Origin of the sequence: Acinetobacter faecalis (assembly GCF_034187745.1) — a bacterium.
GTDB classification, from domain to species: domain Bacteria; phylum Pseudomonadota; class Gammaproteobacteria; order Pseudomonadales; family Moraxellaceae; genus Acinetobacter; species Acinetobacter faecalis.
In genome coordinates this window covers 43532-63304 of the sequence record NZ_JAXHPF010000010.1, presented here as the reverse complement: position 1 = coordinate 63304, position 19773 = coordinate 43532, and the positions used below count along the sequence as shown (strand labels likewise).

The 19773-nt window shown below is 38.5% G+C and carries 18 protein-coding genes; 11 read left to right on the top strand and 7 right to left on the bottom strand.

The window, feature by feature from the left end:
• Positions 1 to 21 precede the first annotated feature (21 nt).
• From SKM54_RS10950 to galE, 11 genes are all read left to right on the top strand, one after another.
• Positions 22 to 1140 (top strand): glycosyltransferase, encoded by a 1119-nt coding sequence (locus tag SKM54_RS10950; protein ID WP_321095346.1) that lies wholly within the window; start codon positions 22 to 24, stop codon positions 1138 to 1140.
• A complete protein-coding gene (locus tag SKM54_RS10945) occupies positions 1137 to 2231 on the top strand; it encodes a glycosyltransferase (protein ID WP_321095345.1) in 1095 nt (364 codons plus the stop codon). Before SKM54_RS10950 ends, SKM54_RS10945 begins: the two co-directional genes overlap by 4 nt.
• Complete coding sequence (locus tag SKM54_RS10940; RefSeq protein WP_321095344.1) at positions 2228 to 3370, top strand: glycosyltransferase family 4 protein; 1143 nt, start codon at positions 2228 to 2230, stop codon at positions 3368 to 3370. Before SKM54_RS10945 ends, SKM54_RS10940 begins: the two co-directional genes overlap by 4 nt.
• Entirely contained in the window at positions 3367 to 3975 is a 609-nt protein-coding gene (locus SKM54_RS10935) for a sugar transferase (protein WP_321095343.1), read from the top strand. The genes SKM54_RS10940 and SKM54_RS10935 overlap by 4 nt, the downstream gene beginning before the upstream one ends.
• Positions 3968 to 4639: a NeuD/PglB/VioB family sugar acetyltransferase gene (locus SKM54_RS10930; protein ID WP_321090138.1), complete on the top strand. Its 672-nt coding sequence runs from the start codon at positions 3968 to 3970 to the stop codon at positions 4637 to 4639. Before SKM54_RS10935 ends, SKM54_RS10930 begins: the two co-directional genes overlap by 8 nt.
• A gap of 21 nt (positions 4640 to 4660) precedes the next feature.
• Positions 4661 to 5830, top strand: a complete 1170-nt coding sequence (locus SKM54_RS10925; RefSeq protein ID WP_321095342.1) for a DegT/DnrJ/EryC1/StrS family aminotransferase — start codon at positions 4661 to 4663, stop codon at positions 5828 to 5830.
• 119 nt (positions 5831 to 5949) lie between these two features.
• Entirely contained in the window at positions 5950 to 7824 is a 1875-nt protein-coding gene (locus SKM54_RS10920) for a polysaccharide biosynthesis protein (protein ID WP_321092265.1), read from the top strand.
• Positions 7825 to 7850: 26 nt separating this feature from the next.
• Positions 7851 to 8729 (top strand): UTP--glucose-1-phosphate uridylyltransferase GalU, encoded by an 879-nt coding sequence (galU, locus tag SKM54_RS10915; RefSeq protein ID WP_154773149.1) that lies wholly within the window; start codon positions 7851 to 7853, stop codon positions 8727 to 8729.
• 13 nt (positions 8730 to 8742) lie between these two features.
• Positions 8743 to 9999: a nucleotide sugar dehydrogenase gene (locus SKM54_RS10910; RefSeq protein ID WP_321095341.1), complete on the top strand. Its 1257-nt coding sequence runs from the start codon at positions 8743 to 8745 to the stop codon at positions 9997 to 9999.
• On the top strand, positions 9999 to 11672 hold the full coding sequence (gene pgi / locus SKM54_RS10905; RefSeq protein ID WP_321095340.1) for a glucose-6-phosphate isomerase: 1674 nt from the start codon (positions 9999 to 10001) through the stop codon (positions 11670 to 11672). The genes SKM54_RS10910 and pgi overlap by 1 nt, the downstream gene beginning before the upstream one ends.
• Entirely contained in the window at positions 11665 to 12684 is a 1020-nt protein-coding gene (gene galE / locus SKM54_RS10900) for a UDP-glucose 4-epimerase GalE (RefSeq protein WP_321090146.1), read from the top strand. The genes pgi and galE overlap by 8 nt, the downstream gene beginning before the upstream one ends.
• A gap of 65 nt (positions 12685 to 12749) precedes the next feature.
• On the opposite strand, the gene SKM54_RS10895 is transcribed toward galE, so the two are convergent.
• The 7 genes from SKM54_RS10895 to ribH are packed head-to-tail and all read right to left on the bottom strand — an operon-like array spanning position 12750 to position 19768.
• Complete coding sequence (locus SKM54_RS10895; RefSeq protein ID WP_154773153.1) at positions 12750 to 14120, bottom strand: phosphohexomutase domain-containing protein; 1371 nt, start codon at positions 14118 to 14120, stop codon at positions 12750 to 12752.
• Positions 14121 to 14171: 51 nt separating this feature from the next.
• Positions 14172 to 16010 carry a glutamine--fructose-6-phosphate transaminase (isomerizing) gene (gene glmS, locus SKM54_RS10890; protein WP_321095339.1) on the bottom strand — a complete coding sequence of 613 codons (1839 nt, stop codon included), beginning with the start codon at positions 16008 to 16010 and terminating at the stop codon, positions 14172 to 14174.
• A gap of 12 nt (positions 16011 to 16022) precedes the next feature.
• A complete protein-coding gene (gene glmU, locus SKM54_RS10885) occupies positions 16023 to 17387 on the bottom strand; it encodes a bifunctional UDP-N-acetylglucosamine diphosphorylase/glucosamine-1-phosphate N-acetyltransferase GlmU (RefSeq protein WP_321095338.1) in 1365 nt (454 codons plus the stop codon).
• Positions 17388 to 17408: 21 nt separating this feature from the next.
• Positions 17409 to 17930 (bottom strand): phosphatidylglycerophosphatase A family protein, encoded by a 522-nt coding sequence (locus SKM54_RS10880; protein ID WP_154773156.1) that lies wholly within the window; start codon positions 17928 to 17930, stop codon positions 17409 to 17411.
• The gene (gene thiL / locus SKM54_RS10875) at positions 17908 to 18825 is read right to left on the bottom strand and encodes a thiamine-phosphate kinase (protein WP_154773157.1); all 918 of its coding nucleotides are present in this window, start codon (positions 18823 to 18825) and stop codon (positions 17908 to 17910) included. Before thiL ends, SKM54_RS10880 begins: the two co-directional genes overlap by 23 nt.
• Before the next feature lie 19 nt (positions 18826 to 18844).
• Complete coding sequence (gene nusB, locus SKM54_RS10870; protein WP_154773158.1) at positions 18845 to 19294, bottom strand: transcription antitermination factor NusB; 450 nt, start codon at positions 19292 to 19294, stop codon at positions 18845 to 18847.
• A gap of 3 nt (positions 19295 to 19297) precedes the next feature.
• Entirely contained in the window at positions 19298 to 19768 is a 471-nt protein-coding gene (gene ribH / locus SKM54_RS10865; RefSeq protein WP_152873952.1) for a 6,7-dimethyl-8-ribityllumazine synthase, read from the bottom strand.
• Positions 19769 to 19773 lie beyond the last annotated feature (5 nt).

Sequence of the window (19773 nt, the reverse complement as noted above, 5' to 3'; positions counted from 1 at the left end):
CATATTTTTTTAGGTCTTGTTATGCTGAATAAAGTCATGTTCTTTTTACCCACGCTTGGTGGCGGTGGGGCAGAGCGTACCGTCATTCAACTGGCGAATAGTTTCGTTGAGCAAGGTCTAAATATTCATTTAGCAGTTTGTAATATTCATGGTGAAAAAGGAAAATTACTGCCTGAAGTAAACCCTAAAATTCAATTGGTGAATTTTGATTGTGGGCGTGTAGTGAATGCTTTATTTCCTTTGAAAAAAAGGCTTCAAGCTGAACATTACGATTGTGTTGTTGCAACTCAAACGCATACCAATGTGATTTGTGCCTTTGCTAAAAAATTAGCAGGGGTAAAAACAAAAATGATTTTCCGTGAAGTTTCAACACCTTCTAAAAATATGAAAAATGAAGGATTATCGAAATTCATTTTAAAAAGTTTAGTGAATTTTACCTACCCAATGGCAGATCAAGTGGTCTGTGTTTCTAACGGGGTATTGGAAGATTTTCGTGAATATTATGCGTATCAAAAACAAAACTTAATCACCATTTATAACCCTGTTATTGATGATGCTTATTTTGAAAAATTAAAAGTACCAACAGCACATCGCTTTTTTCAAGAAAACAATAAAGTGGTGATGGCAGTCGGGCGTTTGACCGAAGCGAAAAATTTTAGTTTTCTCATTCGATCATTTGCAAAGTTGCATCAAGAACATCCTGAAACTCGGTTACTTATTTTGGGTGAGGGTGAATTACGTAGCGAACTTGAACAACTCATTCGAGACTTAAACTTGGTCGATGTGATTGATTTAGCAGGTTTTGACCCAAATCCATATGCATATTTTAAATATGCCGATTTATTCGTTTTAAGTTCAAATTGGGAAGGTTTGCCGGGCGTATTAATTCAGGCATTGGCTTCAAAAATTAAAGTGGTCAGCACCAATTGCCCAAGTGGTCCAATGGAAATTTTAGTGAATTCGAAATTCGGCTTATTGGTTGAATGTAACGATGAAACGGCAATGACTTCAGCTATGAAAAAAGCATTATTTGAAAATTATGTCGATTATAGCGATGCTGAGTTTGAACAACATTGCAGGCAGTTTCATAAGCAAAATGTACTTCAACGCTATTTGAACATGATGGAGAACCCATCTTGAATAAGCAAAAAGTTGTTCATGTGATTACCAATTTTGCAGGCGTTGGCGGTGCAGAAATGATGCTGTCTCGCTTGATTCAGCAAACTCAGCATGAATGTGAACACATCATTATTTCATTAATGAAAACCTCCGAAGTTTATGCAGATGCTTTGGCAATGTGCTCATCTCATTATGCTTTGGGTTGGAATGGTTTAAATAGTATTTCTGTTTTAGCTCAATTACGTAATTTGCTTGAAAGTTTAGCGCCCGAAACTGTGCAATGTTGGATGTATCACGCCAATGTGATGAGTTCTCTTGCAACATTAAAAATGAAGAATAAGCCTCAAGTTTTTTGGGGTATTCATCACTCATTGGCTTCACCCAAAGATGAGTCTATTAGCACAAAAGTGGCTTTAGCTTTTAGTAAATTTTTAGCGAAAAAGCCTGAAGGTATTATTTATTGTGCGCATTCATCGTTAGAACAGCATAAAAAATTTGGTTTTAAAAATATCAATTCTGCTGTTATTGCCAATGGTGTGGTTTTAGAAAAATATCAGCCGAATCCACAGTTTCACGAGCCTATTATTATTGGCTTTGCAGGGCGTTATCACACTGCGAAAGGCTATCCATATTTATTTGAAACGATTGCGAAACTAAAAGATCAGCCGATCATTTTTAAAATTGCAGGGGCAGGGGCAAACTTAGAAAACCCTGAAATTCAGCAATATTTTGAACAATACCATTTAGATGAAAACCAAGTTCAATTGCTCGATCAAGTTTCAAATATGTCTGAGTTTTATAGGTCAATTGATGCCTTTTTAATGACTTCGATTACAGAAGGTTTTCCGAATGTTTTGGTTGAAGCGATGGCTTCGGGCTTACCTTGTGTCAGTACCGATGTTGGCGATGCAAAATATATTGTGAATGATCATGGTTGGATTGTTCCACCACGCGATGCAGATGCATTAGCGCAAGCAATTTTGGCTTATGTGCATTCATCCCTTGAAGAAAAACAGCAATTGAAACAGGCAACACGTTTACGTGTGGAGCAGAATTTTGGCATTGAAAGCGTGAGCCAACAATATTTGGCAATGTGGAGTAAGAGCAGATGAAATTTTTAATGGTGAGTAGCTTTTTACCATCTGTCTTGAATTTCCGTGGCAAATTATTGGAGGCTATTCATGCAAAAGGTTATGAAATACATATTTGCGCGCCCGATTTAACAGACTTTCCTCAAGAGCTCGAACAACTCAAAAATATGGGTTATCAGGTTCATTCTGTGCCCATGCAACGTACAGGAACAAACCCAATTCAAGACTTAAAAACCTTATTGGCTTTGGTTGCATTAATGCGTCAAATTCAGCCCGATTATGTGTTGTCTTATACCATTAAACCTGTTATTTACGGCACATTTGCAGCTCGTTTGGCACAAGTACCACATAGCTTTGCGTTGATTACGGGGCTTGGTTATGCATTTCAAAATGTGGAGTCGGGTAAGCGTAGTATTTTCCAAAAAATGGTGCATGGCTTATATGCACAAGCTTTGAAATTTGCTGATAAAGTCTTTTTCCAAAACCCTGATGATTTAAAACTATTTCGAGATATGCATTTACTTGATGCCAAAAAGCCAGCGGTTGTCGTGAATGGTTCAGGCGTAAATGTTCAAGATTTCGATGTCATGCCATTGCCTGAAAATGATGAAGGCGAAGCTAAAGCATCTTTCTTACTTATTGCACGTTTGCTTGGAGATAAAGGCGTACGTGAATATGCAGAAGCTGCACGTATTGTAAAAGCGAAACATCCTGATGCCGAGTTTCATTTGGTCGGTTGGATTGATGATAATCCATCTGCAATTTCTCAAGCTGAACTAGATGCTTGGGTGGCAGATAAAACCGTGAATTATTGGGGTAAGTTGAGTGACGTACGCTCTGCAATTCAGGAGAGTTCTGTGTATGTATTGCCATCTTACAGAGAAGGTACGCCACGCACAGTTTTAGAAGCAATGGCAATGGGTCGAGCGATAATTACCACAGATGCACCAGGTTGTCGTGAAACGGTAATTCATGGTCAAAATGGCTATTTGGTTGGGGTAAAATCGGTCGATGACTTGGTGTACACCATGCAATATTTCATTGAAGATCCAAAACTCATTCGTTATATGGGACAGCATTCACGTGAAATTGCATTGAATAAATACGATGTACATCAAGTGAATAAGCATATGATGACAGAGATGGGGATGTTGCCATGATCAAACGATTACTCGATATTGTGATTGCATCTATCGCATTGATTTTATTGTCGCCTGTTTATTTTATTGTGGCTCACAAAGTCAAAAAGAATTTGGGTTCACCTGTACTTTTTCGTCAAGTGCGTCCGGGTTTGCATGGTAAACCATTTGAAATGATTAAGTTTCGAACCATGAAGGATGCTGTTGATGCGAATGGCAATCCGTTACCTGATAGTGAGCGTTTAACCCCTTTTGGGAAAATGCTTCGCGCAACAAGTTTGGATGAAATGCCCGAACTTTGGAACGTGATTAAAGGTGATATGAGCATTGTTGGACCACGTCCATTACTCATGGAATATTTGCCTTTATATAATGAAGAACAGTCGAAACGTCATGATGTTCGCCCCGGAATTACAGGTTATGCGCAAGTGAATGGGCGCAATGCGATTTCTTGGGAAAATAAATTTGAACTCGATACATGGTATGTTGAAAATCAATCGCTTTGGCTCGATTTCAAAATCATGTTAAAAACAGTGAAGAAAGTGCTCGCAAAAGATGATATTAGTGCTGAAGGCGAAGCAACCATGAGTAAATTCACAGGTACTGTGGAACATAAAAATGACTAAACTCTATGCGGTGTATGGTGTTTCAGGATGTGGACGTAGTCTTATGCCTATTGCCCGTCAACAACTGTCACGCCAGCAATTAGCACAAGAACAAGATGCATCAGAAATTGTCTTTATTGATGATGCACTGACGGACGTTGCCATGGTGAATGGTCATCGGGCAATGAACTATGCGCAATTTTTAAAAGAACAAGCATCAGAAAAATCGGTTCTCATCGCGATTGCAAATAGTCGTGTGCGTGAAAAAATAGCAAATCGTTTAAATGAAGATGGTATTGCATTGTGGTCTGTATTTGCAGATAACGCCGTGTTGATGGATGAAACAAAGATTGCCACAGGTTGTGCAATTAGCCCATTTGTTAGCATTACTTCAAATATTAAAATCGGAAAATGCTTCCACGCCAATTTATATAGTTATGTTGAGCATGATTGTGTTATTGGTGATTTCGTTACCTTTGCACCAGGCGTAAAATGTAACGGCAATATTCATATTGAAGATCATGCTTATATAGGTGCAGGTGCTGTAATTAAACAGGGAACACCTGAAAAGCCTTTAGTAATTGGAGAAGGTGCAATTGTAGGTATGGGTGCTGTCGTGACGAAAAGCGTACCTGCAGGTGTTACTGTGGTTGGCAATCCGGCTCGAATTGTCGAACCAAAATAAATTTTAAACTAGGAAAAATCCATGTTAAATACTGCATTTGAACCGTGGCCAAGCTTTACTCAAGCAGAAGCAGACGCGGTATCAAAAGTTCTGTTGTCGAATAAAGTGAATTATTGGACGGGTCAAGAATGTCGCGAATTTGAAAAGGAATTTGCGCAATTTGCAGGGACAAAATATGCAGTAGCCGTAGCAAATGGTACGGTGTCATTGGATGTTGCATTAAAAGCACTGGGTGTAGGTGCAGGCGATGATGTGATTGTCACTTCACGTACTTTCTTAGCATCGGCAAGTTCAATTGTGACCGCAGGGGCAAACCCGATTTTTGCGGATGTTGAACTTGATTCACAAAATATTTCACGTCGTACGATTGAAGCGGTACTTACACCAAAGACCAAAGCCATTATTTGTGTGCATTTGGCAGGTTGGATGTGTGATATGGATCCAATCATGCAATTGGCAGAAGAAAAAGGCATTTTCGTGATTGAAGATTGTGCTCAAGCGCATGGTGCAATGTACAAAGGTCAGCCTGCAGGTTCAATTGGTCATATTGGAGCATGGTCTTTCTGCCAAGATAAGATTATGACCACAGGTGGTGAAGGCGGTATGGTTACCACCAATGATGAAACGCTTTGGAAAAAAATGTGGTCTTATAAAGACCATGGTAAAAATTACGACAGTATTTATAACAAACAACACCCACCGGGTTTTCGTTGGTTGCATGATTCATTTGGTACTAATTGGCGCATGATGGAAATGCAAGCGGTAATTGGTCGTTTACAGCTTGTTGAAATGCCTGAATGGACTGCAAAACGTAATGCCAATATGGCACGTATTCAGTCGGCATTTGAAAACAGTCCATATTTCACTGTTGCAAAACCATCGGCTGATTATGTACATGCTGCGTATAAATGCTATGTGCAAGTCAATACAGATGCTTTGCCTGAAGCTTGGTCACGTGATCGCATTATGGCGGAAATTAGTGCGCTCAATGTGCCATGTTTTAGTGGTTCTTGCTCTGAAGTGTATTTGGAAAATGCATTTGATGGTACAAATTGGCGTCCTGAAAAACCTTTAAAAAATGCAAAAGCATTGGGTGAAACAAGTTTAATGTTTTTGGTTCATCCGACATTATCTGAAGACAGTATTCAAAAAACGGTGAATGCGATTCAACAGGTGATTGCTCAAATCTAAAAAGATTCGCCAAATGATGAACTCAGGTATAATCATTTGGCGTATAACATTTAAAATAGTGTTGAAAGCTCGCAATTTATTTTATTAGTACAACACATGCTTGGATCGAATCTTACTCTGTGAAATCAATCATTCTGCCACTATCTACAGCACCTCGTATTGTGAAGCAAAGCTTCTTGGTGCTGATGGATTTTCTTATTTTCCCCATCCTGATTTGGCTATGTTATGCCATTCGTTTGGTGAATTTAGGTGTAGAAGCTGTGCCAAATATCCCATTTGGTCCGCTGTGGGTTGCTGCGATTGCCAGTTTGATTTTGGTGGCATGTGGTGTTTATAAGTTTATTGTTCGCACCTTTAATGAAGCACTTATTGCTAAATTAGCACTTGCGACATCTTTAACCGTTTTTGCTTTATATCTTTTGGCATATTTAACGCCTGCATTTATTCCAATGTCTATTCCGCTCATGTTTGGTTTCATGATGTTTGCATGGATTTGGTTTAGCCGCGGTGTAATTCGTTTTGTGGTACGTTCGCATTTTCAGTCAGATGTACTGCGTAAACGTGTGGCGATTTATGGTGCAGGTTTTGCCGGTCAACAAATTGCTGCACTTTTAAATAAGTCAGATGAACATTTACCTGTATTTTTTATTGATGATAATTCATCTTTATCGGGTCAAATGGTAGGGCGTTTAAAAGTCCATAATGCCAAACACGCTTTAAAAATTTTAAAGAAAGACACGGTTGATGAAATTTTAATTGCATTGCCATCGGTCGGTCGTGAGCGTAAAAGCGAAATTATTAAATTTTTAGAACCAACCCATCTTAAAATTACAGAGCTTCCTAGTTTAACTCGTCTTGTAGATGGTGAAGTCCGCATTTCTGATATCCAAGAAGTTGATATTATTGATTTATTAGGTCGTGATCCTGTTCCACCTGTACCTGAATTATTAGCAAAAAATATTCAAAATAAAGTGGTGATGGTAACAGGTGCAGGCGGTTCAATTGGTTCAGAGCTGTGTCGCCAAATTATTAAAAATCAGCCGAATATGCTGATTATTTATGAAATGACAGAGTTTGCACTGTATCAAATTGAAAAAGAATTACGTTTATTATCAAATGCAGACATCGTTCCTATTTTGGGCACAGTGCTTGATCAGATGAAACTGGAACGTGTGATTCAGCAATACCAAGTTCAAACAGTTTATCATGCAGCGGCATATAAGCATGTGCCATTGGTAGAATGCAACCCAATTGCAGGCTTGAAAAATAACGCAGTGGGTACAGCTTTTAGCTTAAATGCAGCTGTCAAACAGGGCGTTGAAACCTTTGTTTTAATTTCGACAGATAAAGCGGTGCGTCCGACCAATGTGATGGGTGCTTCAAAACGTTTGGCTGAGTTGTATTGTCAGGCAATGGCTGAGGCACAAAATCAAACGCAAATTAGCATTGTTCGTTTTGGTAATGTTTTGGGTTCATCTGGTTCAGTTGTTCCTTTATTTAGACAGCAAATTGCTAAAGGTGGACCAATTACCGTGACTCACCCTGAAGTGACACGTTACTTTATGACCATACCTGAAGCATCACAGTTGGTTATTCAAGCAGGTGCAATGGGTAAAGGTGGTGATGTGTTCTTATTAGACATGGGACAGCCTGTACGTATTCAGGATTTAGCACGCCAAATGATTTCACTCAGCGGTTTAAAAGTGAAAGATGCAAACACTCAAGATGGTGATATTGAAATTCAATATACAGGTTTACGTCCGGGTGAAAAGTTGTATGAAGAATTACTGATTGACCAAGAAAATACGGAAACAACAGAACATAGCCGTATTTTAAGATCGTATGAAAAGCATTATGCTTTAGATGAAATTTTAAAATTATTTAATCGAATTGAATCGCTCTCAGCTGTTGAAGATGATGTGAATTGGGCGCTTAGCCAATTAGAACATTATGTCGATGGCTATCAGCGTGGTAATCAGATTCAGGTAAACTAATCCTATAAATATATTTGAGTTAAGTTATGAGTATTAAAAAAGCCATTCTTCCTGTTGCAGGTTTGGGCACACGTTTTCTACCTGCAAGTAAGTCAATTCCAAAAGAAATGGTGACTGTTGTTGACCGTCCTGCAATTGAATATGTAGTGAAAGAAGCTGTTGCTGCAGGGATTGAGCAAATTATTTTGGTTACACACTCATCAAAAGCATCTATTGAAAATTATTTTGACCGTAATTTTGAACTAGAAACAACTTTAGAAAATAAAAAGAAAATTGATTTACTCAAAGAAATTACTGAAATTTTACCACCTCATGTCAGTGTCATTAGTGTACGTCAGCCACAACCTCTAGGTTTGGGACATGCTGTATTATGTGCAAAAGCTGTGGTAGGTGATGATGATTTTGCAGTTCTTCTACCTGATGTTTTGGTGAAAGATCCATCTGAAACAAATGATTTAAGTTTGATGATTCAGCGTTTTAACGAAACTCAAGCATCTCAAATTATGGTGGAAGCTGTTCCTGATAACTTGGTAGATCAATACGGTATTGTAGATGTTGCATCTTCACCTGCGGAAGGTCACAGTATTCAAATGCAAGGCATTGTTGAAAAGCCTGCTGTGGGTACGGCACCATCTAATCTTTCAGTGGTTGGTCGATATATTTTACCTGCAAAAATTATGCAATTACTTGAACAAACACCAAAAGGTGCAGGTAATGAAATTCAATTGACCGATGCAATTGCGATGTTGCAAGAAACAGATACTGTTGAAGCTTATCGTATGAAAGGTCAAACCTTTGACTGTGGTAGCAAGCTTGGCTATTTAAAAGCTGTACTTCATTATGGTGTAGATCATCCAAAATTAGGTGAAGCGTTTAAGGATCTCATCAAAGAATTGAAACTATAAAAAAGGACCTTTTATGAAAGTTGCCGTATTTGGACAAACCCTTTATTCAGGCGTATTTTCCGCGTTGTTGGCTGAGTGTGGTCATCAAGTATTTTGGTGTGATGTACTAAAAAAACCAACAACAGAACAAGCTTATACGCAAGATGAAGCTGTAAAACGTTTACTTGATAAACAACAAGAAAATGGTTTTTTGACCTATTGCAACTTTTCACATATCCCTTTAGATATTGATGCTTACTTCTTTAGTTTTAATCCGACTGAAGAAGCGCAAAGCATTGAAATTTTAAAAGAATTGAAGCTTCGTCCAATTATTCATCCTAAATTAATGATTAATGCTTCAACTTTAGGGCTTCATGGTACAGAGAAATTTGAAAAAGTATTGTCGGAAGATGATTGGGTGTATTTACCCGATATCATTCAAGAAGGAAATGCCTTGCAAAGTTTAGTTCGAGCTGAACAATTAATCGTTGGTCGATCTTCTGAGCGTAGTGAAAATAAAATTAAAGAGTTATTAAGACCACTTTTTCCACGGGCACATCAGTACTTATTTATGCCTGTGCTTGATGCTGAGTTTACTAAACTGAGTGTTTCAGGCATGTTGGCAACACGCATTAGTTATATTAATGATCTTGCAGTGGTTGCAGAAAAATTAGGGATTGATATTGAGCATGTTCGCCAAGGTATGGCGGCAGATAGTCGAATTGGTGCATCATATTTATATCCTGGTGCGGGTTTTGGTGGTGAAAACTTTTCACACGATATTTTAACCTTGTCGAATACAGTGTCGGATACAGGCACGAAAAGTCAGTTATTGGCACAAGTTTGGGACATTAACGAGCAGCAAAAAGAGATTTTATTTCGCAAATTGTGGAACTATTACCATGGTGATTTAAACGGTAAAACGGTTGCAATTTGGGGTGCGGCATTTAAAGAAAATACAGCTCGTATTCAACAATCTCCAATTCATGCCATGTTAAAAGCGTTATGGGCACAGGGTGTTACTGTGAAGTTACATGATCCTCAAGCTTTAGCTGAAATTGAAAAACAATATGGTCACCGTGCAGATTTAATTTATTGTACAGACCAGTATGAAGCGACTCAAAATGCACATGCACTTTGTTTATTAACTGCGTGGAAGCAATATTGGAGTCCAGATTATTCAACATTATTAAAAACAATGAATCATCCGCTTATTTTGGATGGTCGAAATATTTATGATCCAAGTTATGTTAAAGCTCAAGGGTTTGCATATATGGGGGTAGGGCGCTAATGGTCGGTAAAATTCATCCTTATCCAGTCGAAAATTTAGATTCGGTGATTCAGAATTTACAAGCATTAAAAACTGAATTTGAGAAAAAGCATTTAATAGAGTTATTTGCTGAAGAAACGACACGTTTTCAAAAATTTTCTGTGTCTTTAGCTCCAATTGTTTTTGATTTTAGTAAGCATCGTATTAATCAAAAGGTATTAAAAGCTTTAGTCGCTTGGGCAAATGCACAAGATTTAACGCCGTGGATTAAACGCTTATTTTCAACTGAACAAATCAATTACACAGAACATCGTGCTGCGATGCATTGGGCACTTCGTTTGCCTAAACATGACCAAACGCATCCTGAACTTGCCAAGCAAGTGCATGAGCAGTTAGATCGCATGTATGCCTTGGTGAATAAAATTCATGATGGGCAATACCGTGGTTCAACGGGTGAAGTCATTCAAGATGTAGTGAATATTGGTGTAGGTGGTTCTGATTTAGGTCCACTGATGGTCAGTCACGCGCTTTCGGATTTTAAGAAAACCACAGCAAAGCCGTTAAATACACATTTTGTTTCGACCATTGATGGAAGTCAGCTCTCAGATTTATTGCATAAGCTACGACCTGAAACAACGCTATTTATTATTTCATCGAAGTCTTTTGGCACGATTGATACTTTATCTAATGCGCAAACTGTACGTTTATGGCTAGAAAAAGCATTGGGGCAAGATCAGCAAATTTTAAAGCATCACTTTATTGGTGTTTCAACCAAACCTGAAAAAATGACCGTTTGGGGTATTGCCCCTGAAAATCAATTCTTACTTTGGGATTGGGTGGGTGGTCGTTATTCATTATGGTCGTGTATTGGTTTACCAATTGCTTTAACGATCGGTGTGGAAGGCTTTAAGCAATTATTGGCAGGTGCTTATGCCATTGATCAGCACTTTCAATCGGCTTCTTTTGATCAAAATATTCCAGTTTTAATGGGCTTGTTGGGTGCTTGGAATAATAATTTTTTAGATATTCAAACCCATGCAGTGTTGCCATACGATGGTCGTTTAAAATATTTCGCATCGTATTTACAGCAATTGGAAATGGAATCGAATGGTAAGTCGATTCAACGCAGCGGTGAAAAAGTCGAGTTTGATACTTGCCCAATTGTTTGGGGTGAAGTGGGACCAAATGCTCAACACGCCTTTTATCAATTATTACATCAAGGTACGCAGTCGGTGAGCAGTGATTTCATTGCACCTGTAAATCGTTATAACAGTCAGCAATTTACCTATGTTGATAATGCAGATGCGTTAGTTGAACAGCATCATTTGGCATTATCAAACTGTTTAGCACAATCACGTTTACTTGCTTTTGGTAATGAAGCGCTTGATCAAAATGAAGTTGCAGATTTACCTGAATATAAAAAATATGTTGGTAATCAGCCAAGTACGACTATTTTAATGCAAGAGTTGAATCCTTATAGTTTAGGTATGCTCATTGCGATGTATGAACACAAAGTTTTTGTGCAATCTGTGCTTTGGAATATCAATCCATTTGATCAATGGGGTGTTGAAAAGGGCAAAGAAATTGCCAATCAATTACTTCCAATTTTGAATGGTGAACAAACCGATTTATCGACCCTTGATGCATCGACACAAGGGTTAATACATATTTTGATGGGGAAAGAGCATGTCTAAAGTTTTAGTCACAGGTGGTGCAGGTTATATTGGTTCACATACCTGTGTTGAACTATTAAATGCAGGACATGAAGTTGTTGTACTTGATAATTTATCAAATAGCTCAAAAGAAGCTTTGAACCGAGTCCAAACACTAACTTCAAAATCTGTAGATTTTGTAGAGGGCGATATTCTTGATCAAGCAATTTTAGATCAGATCTTTCAAAATTATAACATTGATGCGGTGATTCATTTTGCGGGTTTAAAAGCAGTGGGTGAAAGCCAGCAAGTTCCTTTGAAATATTTTGAAAATAACATTTCAGGCTCTATTAGCTTAGTGAAAGCAATGGAGCGGACCAATGTCTTCAATTTAGTTTTTAGTTCGTCTGCAACTGTATATGATGAAAGCAATGTATCTCCACTCAATGAAGATATGCCAACAGGTATGCCAAGTAATAATTATGGTTATACCAAACTTATTGTTGAGCAGTTATTAGAAAAACTTGCTCAAGCAGATGAGCGTTGGTCGATTGCATTATTACGTTATTTTAACCCAGTAGGTGCACATAAAAGTGGTTTAATGGGCGAAGATCCACAAGGTATTCCAAATAATCTAATGCCTTATGTGACGCAAGTTGCGGTAGGTCGTCGTGAAAAATTGTCTATTTTTGGCAATGATTACGACACAGTAGATGGCACAGGCGTGCGAGATTATATTCATGTGGTCGATTTAGCAAATGCACATTTATGCGCTTTAAATAATCGCTTAAATGCTCAAGGTTGCCGTGCTTGGAATATTGGTACGGGCAATGGCTGTTCAGTATTAGAAATTAAAAATACCTTTGAAAAAGTAAATGGTATTGAAATTCCATTTGAGTTTGCACCACGTCGAGAGGGTGATGTTGCAACGACATTTGCGAATAATGCACGTGCAGTGAAAGAGTTAGGTTGGACACCAAAATTTGGTTTGGAAGATATGCTTGCCGATAGCTGGAATTGGCAAAAACAAAATCCAAATGGATATCGTGATTAATGATTTAATCCCACAATAAAAAAGAGCCTTTAAGGCTCTTTTTTATTGTGGGATTAGTCTAAAAATTAAGACTGAATAAGCTGTGTAAGCTCATCAACATAAGCTTGCATTGGTTTAGGATTTTTATCTTTACGGCTTTCTATATTTAAACGTAATAGTGGCTCTGTATTAGAAGCACGCACGTTTAAACGCCAAGAACCAAAATCTAAACTCACACCATCCGTTTTATCAATAGTCGGATTTTGATCTGCAAAATGATCAAAAATCTTTTGAATGGTTACCTGTGTATCCGCAACTTTAAAGTTGATTTCACCTGAACAAGGGAATTTTTCAATCATTTCTTCAACAAGTGATGATAATGGTTTTTGTGTTTCTGAAAGTACAGAAACCGCCAATAACCAAGGAATCATACCGCTGTCACAATAGGCAAAATCACGGAAATAGTGATGTGCAGACATTTCACCGCCATAAACTGCATTTACTTCACGCATTTTTTCTTTAATGAAAGAATGACCAGATTTAGATTGGACTGTTTCACCTTTGAATTGTTCAACAATATCAAGTGTGTTCCAAACTAAGCGTGGATCGTGAACAATTTTCTCGCCTGATTGTTTCAGTAAGAATGCTTGTGCGAGTAAACCTACAATGTAATAGCCTTCGATAAATTGCCCTTTTTCATCGAAAAGGAAACAACGGTCAAAGTCACCATCCCATGCAATCCCCATATCTGCACCATGCTCAAGAACAGCTTTACGCGTGCTATCACGGTTTTCAACTAAAATTGGGTTAGGGATGCCATTCGGGAACGTACCATCTGCTTCATGGTGAATTTTAATAAATTCTACAGGCACATTGAGTGTTTTAAATTTATCTTCAATTGCATCGATCACATGTCCTGCTGCACCATTACCGGCATTTACAACAAGTTTTAATGGGTTAATTTTTGCAGGGTCAATGTATGTCATCAAATGATCGATAAACTCAGGCAAAATATTGTATTTTTCAGTTTTACCTTTTTTAGTAACTTCTTTAAATTGACCTGATTCAGCAAGTGCTTGAATTTCTTTTAGACCTGAATCTGCACCAATTGGGCGTGCATTTTCACGGACTAATTTCATGCCGTTATAGTCCATAGGATTATGACTTGCTGTAATTTCGATACCACCTTGAACATCAAGATGGAAAGCTCCGAAATAAACTTCTTCAGTACCTGTCATGCCTAAATCTAAAACATTTACGCCTGAATCATTTAAGCCTTTAATCGTTGCTTGCTTTAAATCTTCACTAGTTAAGCGAATGTCACAGCCAACAACAATAGTCTGGGGTTGATAAATTTGACCGTAAGCACGACCTACTTTATAGGCGATATCTTCATTCAGTTCTGTGCCAAGTTTGCCACGAATATCATAGGCTTTAAAGCAAGTGAGTTTTGTCATTTCTATTTCCAACTTTAGAAAAAAGGCTGGAAAATCCAGCCCTTTATTCAATTATTCAACAGTCACAGATTTTGCAAGGTTACGTGGTTGGTCTACGTCAGTACCACGAAGTACTGCAACATGATAAGACAGTAATTGCACAGGAATACTGTAAACAATTGGCGCAAGAATTGGATCAACTGTAGGTACGTTTACCACGTGTTGACGATCTTTGCCTTTAATACCGCTATGTTCATCTGCAAATACAAAAAGTTCACCACCACGTGCTTGAACTTCTTCCATATTCGATTTTAGCTTATCTAGCATGTCATCTTTAGGCGCAAGAATAACAACAGGCATGTCGTTATCTACAAGAGCAAGTGGACCATGTTTAAGTTCGCCTGCTGCATAACCTTCAGCATGAATATATGAAATTTCTTTAAGTTTTAAAGCGCCTTCCAATGCAATAGGGAAGTGTGTGCCACGACCTAAGAATAGGCAGTGTTGCTTTTCAACAAAGAGTTCAGACAAGCGCAAAATTTCTTTATCATTTTGCAAGGTATCTAAAATAACTTTTGGTGTATGCCAAAGTTCAGTCACAATTTTTGTAATTTGATCTTCTGAAATTGTTTGCTTAATTTGACCAATTTTCAATACAAGTAGCATTAAAGCAGCAAGCTGAGTCGTGAATGCTTTTGTTGATGCAACGCCAATTTCAGGACCTGCAAGCGTCAATAAGCTATGATTGGTTTCACGTACCATTGAAGATGTTGCGACGTTGCAAATCGTCATTGTTGTGATGTTTAAGCCTTTAGTTGCAGCACGTTTTTGTGTGTCACGAAGTGCAGCTAAAGTATCTGCTGTTTCACCCGATTGAGAGATACACACATAAAGTGTGTTGTTTACAATTACAGGTGAGCGATAGCGGAATTCACTCGCAATTTCAACTTGGCAAGGCAGATCAATTAGTTGCTCGAACCAATATTTTGCGATCATGCCTGCGTGGTAACTTGTACCACAAGCAATAATTTGAACTTGCTGAATATTCGAGAAATCTTCAATTGCAGAAGCTAAGAAATCTTCACGAAGTGCATTGCCATTTAATGCTTGTGAAATCGTTTGCTTAATTGCTTCAGGTTGCTCATAAATTTCTTTGAGCATGTAGTGCTTATACTCACCTTTTGATGCATTACTTACTGTTGCATCAAGTTCTTTTACAGGGCGTTCGACAATGACACCATCAACAAATACTTCAATAGAATTACGTGTTAAACGTGCAATATCACCTTCTTCAAGATAGATAAAACGGTTGGTAATTGGAAGGAGTGCGAGTTGATCAGAGCTGATAAAGTTCTCGCCAATGCCTACACCAATCACAAGTGGTGAGCCTTCACGAACTGTAATTAATTCATCAGGATGATCTGTATGTACGATACCAAGTGCATAAGCACCTTTAAGCTGTGGTACTACTTTGCGTACAGCTTCTAATAAATCTTTTGATGTTTTTAGTGTATCATTGATTAAGTGAGCAACCACTTCAGTATCGGTTTGTGATGTGAAGATGTAGCCACGAGCAATTAAATCATCTTTAAGTTCTTGATAATTTTCGATGATACCATTGTGAACAACAGCAACCTGACCAGAAGTATGCGGATGAGCATTTTCTTCAGTTGGTTTGCCGTGAGTTGCCCAACGTGTGTGCGCAATACCAAGCGCACCTGAAATTTGAGATTCTGAAACAGCATCTGCTAAATTGGCAACTTTACCAACGCGACGTTCACGAAGCACTTGCCCTTGATTAATTAAAGCTAAACCTGCTGAATCGTAGCCACGGTATTCTAAGCGCTTTAAACCTTCAATAAGGATATTACTAATATTACGTTCTGCAACGCCACCGACAATACCACACATAGTGAATTCCTCTTATTTCTTAATCTTTTGTGGACGTTGATAATTTTCTTTAGCAAATTGCTTAGAACGTTCTACAGCTAAGCTATTTTCTGCAACATCTTGAGTGATTGTAGAGCCTGCACCAACTGTTGCACCATTGCCAATTTGAATAGGAGCAACAAGTGAGCTGTTTGAACCAATAAAGGCATTATCGCCAATAATGGTTTTGAATTTATTTGCGCCATCGTAGTTACAGGTAATTGTACCTGCACCAATATTTGAACCTGCGCCAACCTCAGCATCGCCAAGGTAAGTAAAGTGGTTTGCTTTTGAACCTAATCCAATGCTTGAATTTTTAACTTCAACAAAGTTACCAATATGGACTTCGTTTGCAAGTTGCGCACCTGGGCGTAAACGTGCAAATGGACCAATTTGAGCATCTTCACCCACAACAGCATTATCAAATACGCTATATGGTTGAACTTTAGTACCTGAAGCAATTTTAGTATTTTTAATGATGCAACCCGCGCCAATTTCTACATTGTTGCCAAGCTCGCAATCACCTTCAATAATCACGTTAATGTCAATACGAACATCTTGCCCAACTTTTAGTGAACCACGCAAATCAAAGCGAGTAGGGTCAATTAAATGAACGCCTTGTTGCATCAATTTTTTAGCTTGGTCTGCTTGATACTCGCGTTCTAAGGCCGCAAGTTGAAGTCGATCATTTACGCCTTCAACTTCAAATGGCATAAGTGGTTCAACTGATGCAACTTCTAAAACATCTGCAATTGCCATAGCAACAATATCAGTCAGGTAATATTCACCTTGAGCATTGTTGTTACTTAAGCGAGGCAACCATTCATGTAATTTCGCATTGCTAACACAGTAAATACCTGTGTTAATTTCTTTAATTTTATGTTGTTCACTAGATGCATCTTTATGTTCAACAATGGCTTGAATTTTACCATTTTCACGCACAATACGACCGTAGCCAGTTGCATCTGGAAGTGTAAGTGTTACAAGTCCAATACCTGTTTCACGTGAAACATTAAGAAGCTTCTCAAGTGTTTCTTGGGTAATGCAAGGTACGTCACCTGAAAGAATAAGTGAAATACCATTTTTAGGAAGTACTGGTAACGTAACTTTTACTGCATGACCTGTGCCAAGCTGTTCGGTTTGTTCTACCCATTGAACATTTTCATGTGCAAATGCTTGTTGTACTAAGTTACCACCATGACCATAAATGGTGATGATGTTTTTTGCATCTAATTTTTTTGCAGTTTCAATGACATGACCAAGTAAAGGGCGTCCTGCGAGTGGCTGCAATACTTTAGGTAAGCTCGAACGCATTCGAGTTCCTTTACCTGCAGCAAGAATAATCACAGAAGTTGACATAATACACCTTGAAAATTTGGCTTAAGCCATTGAAATATAGAGGTACGCAAGAATACATATTGCCGCCCATAGACCTGCAATAATATCGTCGAACATTATACCGAAACCACCACCGACTTGGCGATCAATCACACGTATTGGCCATGGTTTCCAAACATCAAATAAGCGGAATAGTGCAAAACCAACTAATAACCATAACCAACTCATTTGTCCCAAATAAATGAGTGGTAAAAATGTAATTGATTGACCTGCAAACTCATCCCAGACAATACGACCATCATCATGGACATTCATGACTTTTGCTGTTTGTCCGCAAATATAGATGCCAACTAAAGACATTACAAGCATGGCTAAAATGGAGTTGAAAAATCCAATTGCAAGCCAGATAGGCACAAATAATAAAGCGAAAGCAGAACCTGCTGTACCAGGTGCTTTGGGTGATAGTCCTGAACCAAAACCGACGCCACAAAAGACGATAAAACGATTTTTCCAAGACATCTCTTTAAAGTTGATTGCAGGCTTATGCAAAGTGTTGATATCCATTAAATTTTAATGTCTTTGTTGTGCCATTTTGGACAAAGCATAATTCTTTATGTTCTGTAATTTGCCCAATGGTGCTGATATTTATATCGAGTTGTTGTTGCAAAAGTTTAGCATGATTTTCTGGGCTAATTGTAAAGCACAATTCATAATCATCACCGCCTGCAAGTGCATATTGCCATTGCTGTTCTAGTGGTAATTCTTTTAATGAAATATCTATAGGTAATTGATGAAGATCAATTTTAGCCCCAACATTGGATGCTTTTAAAATGTGCCCGAGATCTTGAGCTAAGCCATCAGATACATCAATCATGCTGTTGGCTAAGCCTTTTAAGCTTTGTCCTAAGGCACAACGTGGTGTTGGATAATCTAAGCGTTTTTTCAGTGGATGATCACGATGCTTTAAGCCAAAAGCCGCATCGCCAACTTGTCCACTGACACAAATGTAGTCGCCAACTTGTGCGCCTGAACGTAGAACACCTTGTCCTGTATCTACCCAGCCAAGCGCTGTAACAGAAATCGTTAAATGGGGACTTTGAGTGGTATCACCACCAATTAAACTTACACCAAATTGATCGCAACAATCGTATAAACCCTGACTAAAACCTTTAAGCCAGTCATGATCAATTTGGGGTAAGCTCAATGCGAGTAATATGCTGTGAGGCTTTGCGCCCATAGCTGCAATATCAGATAAATTTACGGCAACAGATTTCCAGCCAATTGCATGTGGATCTGTATCTAAAGGAAAATGTCTTCCTGCAACGAGTGTATCGGCACAAATGACCAATTGTTGCTGTGGAGGAGGAGAGAGCAAGGCTGAGTCATCACCCACACCTAAATCGACTGACGAGAAAGCCTTTCGATTAAAATAAGTGTCAATGATAGAAAACTCAGCCATACAACGAAACTACTTAAAATTAATTAGCTTGTTGTTTTTCTGCTTCACGTAAAGTAGTTGCTAAACGATCTAATACACCATTGATGTATTTATGACTGTCTGCACCACCAAAGTGTTTAGCAAGCTCAATTGCTTCGTCTAAAACAACGCGGTATGGAATTTCAAGATGTTCTTTCAATTCATATGCGCCAAGACGAAGGGTCGCAAGTTCAACGCCATCTAATGCGCTAAGCTCGCGATCCAATACAGGAATTAATAGCGCATCTAACGCTTCATGATTTGCAACCACTTGAGTGAGCAATTCATGATAATAGCTAAGATCCACTTTGTGCATGGCATTTTCAACACGTGTACGTGCCTCAATTTCATGTACTGGATTGTGGCTCATTTGCCATTCATAAATTCCTTGTACAGCAAAGCGACGTGCTTTACGTTTTGCTGCATAAGTAGCTTGAAGTGTTTGCGACATGCTTTAAATAGCCTTTAACAAGTTAACCATTTCAATCGCAGTAAGGGCAGCTTCGCCACCTTTATTACCTGCTTTTGTACCAGAGCGTTCAATCGCTTGTTCAATACTATCCGTAGTTAATACACCATTAATTACTGGTAAGCCTGTGTCTAGACCAACAACGCCTAAACCTTTGGCACATTCACCAGCAACAAAATCGAAGTGAGGCGTGCTACCACGAATCACTGCACCTAGCGCAATAATTGCATCGAAACCATTTGAAGCTGCAAGTTTTTTCGCAACAACAGGAAGTTCCCAAGCACCTGGTGCATGAACAACAGTGATATTATCCTCTGATACGCCATGACGTTTCAATGTATCAATTGCACCTTCTAACAGATGTTCAACAACAAAGCTGTTAAAACGCCCAACTAAAATCGCATAACGGCCTTCGCTAGCGAGATGTAACATACCTTCAATACGGCGAATAGCCATAACAA

What these genes read in the sequence shown, in the direction of transcription:
- galU (WP_154773149.1), top strand. Translation starts at nt 7,851, where the DNA reads ATGAGTATTAAAAAAGCCATTCTTCCTGTTGCAGGTTTGGGCACACGT.
- glmS (WP_321095339.1), bottom strand. Translation starts at nt 16,010, where the DNA reads ATGTGTGGTATTGTCGGTGGCGTTGCAGAACGTAATATTAGTAATATC.
- SKM54_RS10930 (WP_321090138.1), top strand. Translation starts at nt 3,968, where the DNA reads ATGACTAAACTCTATGCGGTGTATGGTGTTTCAGGATGTGGACGTAGT.
- SKM54_RS10940 (WP_321095344.1), top strand. Translation starts at nt 2,228, where the DNA reads ATGAAATTTTTAATGGTGAGTAGCTTTTTACCATCTGTCTTGAATTTC.
- ribH (WP_152873952.1), bottom strand. Translation starts at nt 19,768, where the DNA reads ATGGCTATTCGCCGTATTGAAGGTATGTTACATCTCGCTAGCGAAGGC.
- nusB (WP_154773158.1), bottom strand. Translation starts at nt 19,294, where the DNA reads ATGTCGCAAACACTTCAAGCTACTTATGCAGCAAAACGTAAAGCACGT.
- SKM54_RS10950 (WP_321095346.1), top strand. Translation starts at nt 22, where the DNA reads ATGCTGAATAAAGTCATGTTCTTTTTACCCACGCTTGGTGGCGGTGGG.
- SKM54_RS10880 (WP_154773156.1), bottom strand. Translation starts at nt 17,930, where the DNA reads ATGGATATCAACACTTTGCATAAGCCTGCAATCAACTTTAAAGAGATG.
- SKM54_RS10935 (WP_321095343.1), top strand. Translation starts at nt 3,367, where the DNA reads ATGATCAAACGATTACTCGATATTGTGATTGCATCTATCGCATTGATT.
- SKM54_RS10925 (WP_321095342.1), top strand. Translation starts at nt 4,661, where the DNA reads ATGTTAAATACTGCATTTGAACCGTGGCCAAGCTTTACTCAAGCAGAA.
- SKM54_RS10910 (WP_321095341.1), top strand. Translation starts at nt 8,743, where the DNA reads ATGAAAGTTGCCGTATTTGGACAAACCCTTTATTCAGGCGTATTTTCC.
- thiL (WP_154773157.1), bottom strand. Translation starts at nt 18,825, where the DNA reads ATGGCTGAGTTTTCTATCATTGACACTTATTTTAATCGAAAGGCTTTC.
- glmU (WP_321095338.1), bottom strand. Translation starts at nt 17,387, where the DNA reads ATGTCAACTTCTGTGATTATTCTTGCTGCAGGTAAAGGAACTCGAATG.
- galE (WP_321090146.1), top strand. Translation starts at nt 11,665, where the DNA reads ATGTCTAAAGTTTTAGTCACAGGTGGTGCAGGTTATATTGGTTCACAT.
- pgi (WP_321095340.1), top strand. Translation starts at nt 9,999, where the DNA reads ATGGTCGGTAAAATTCATCCTTATCCAGTCGAAAATTTAGATTCGGTG.
- SKM54_RS10895 (WP_154773153.1), bottom strand. Translation starts at nt 14,120, where the DNA reads ATGACAAAACTCACTTGCTTTAAAGCCTATGATATTCGTGGCAAACTT.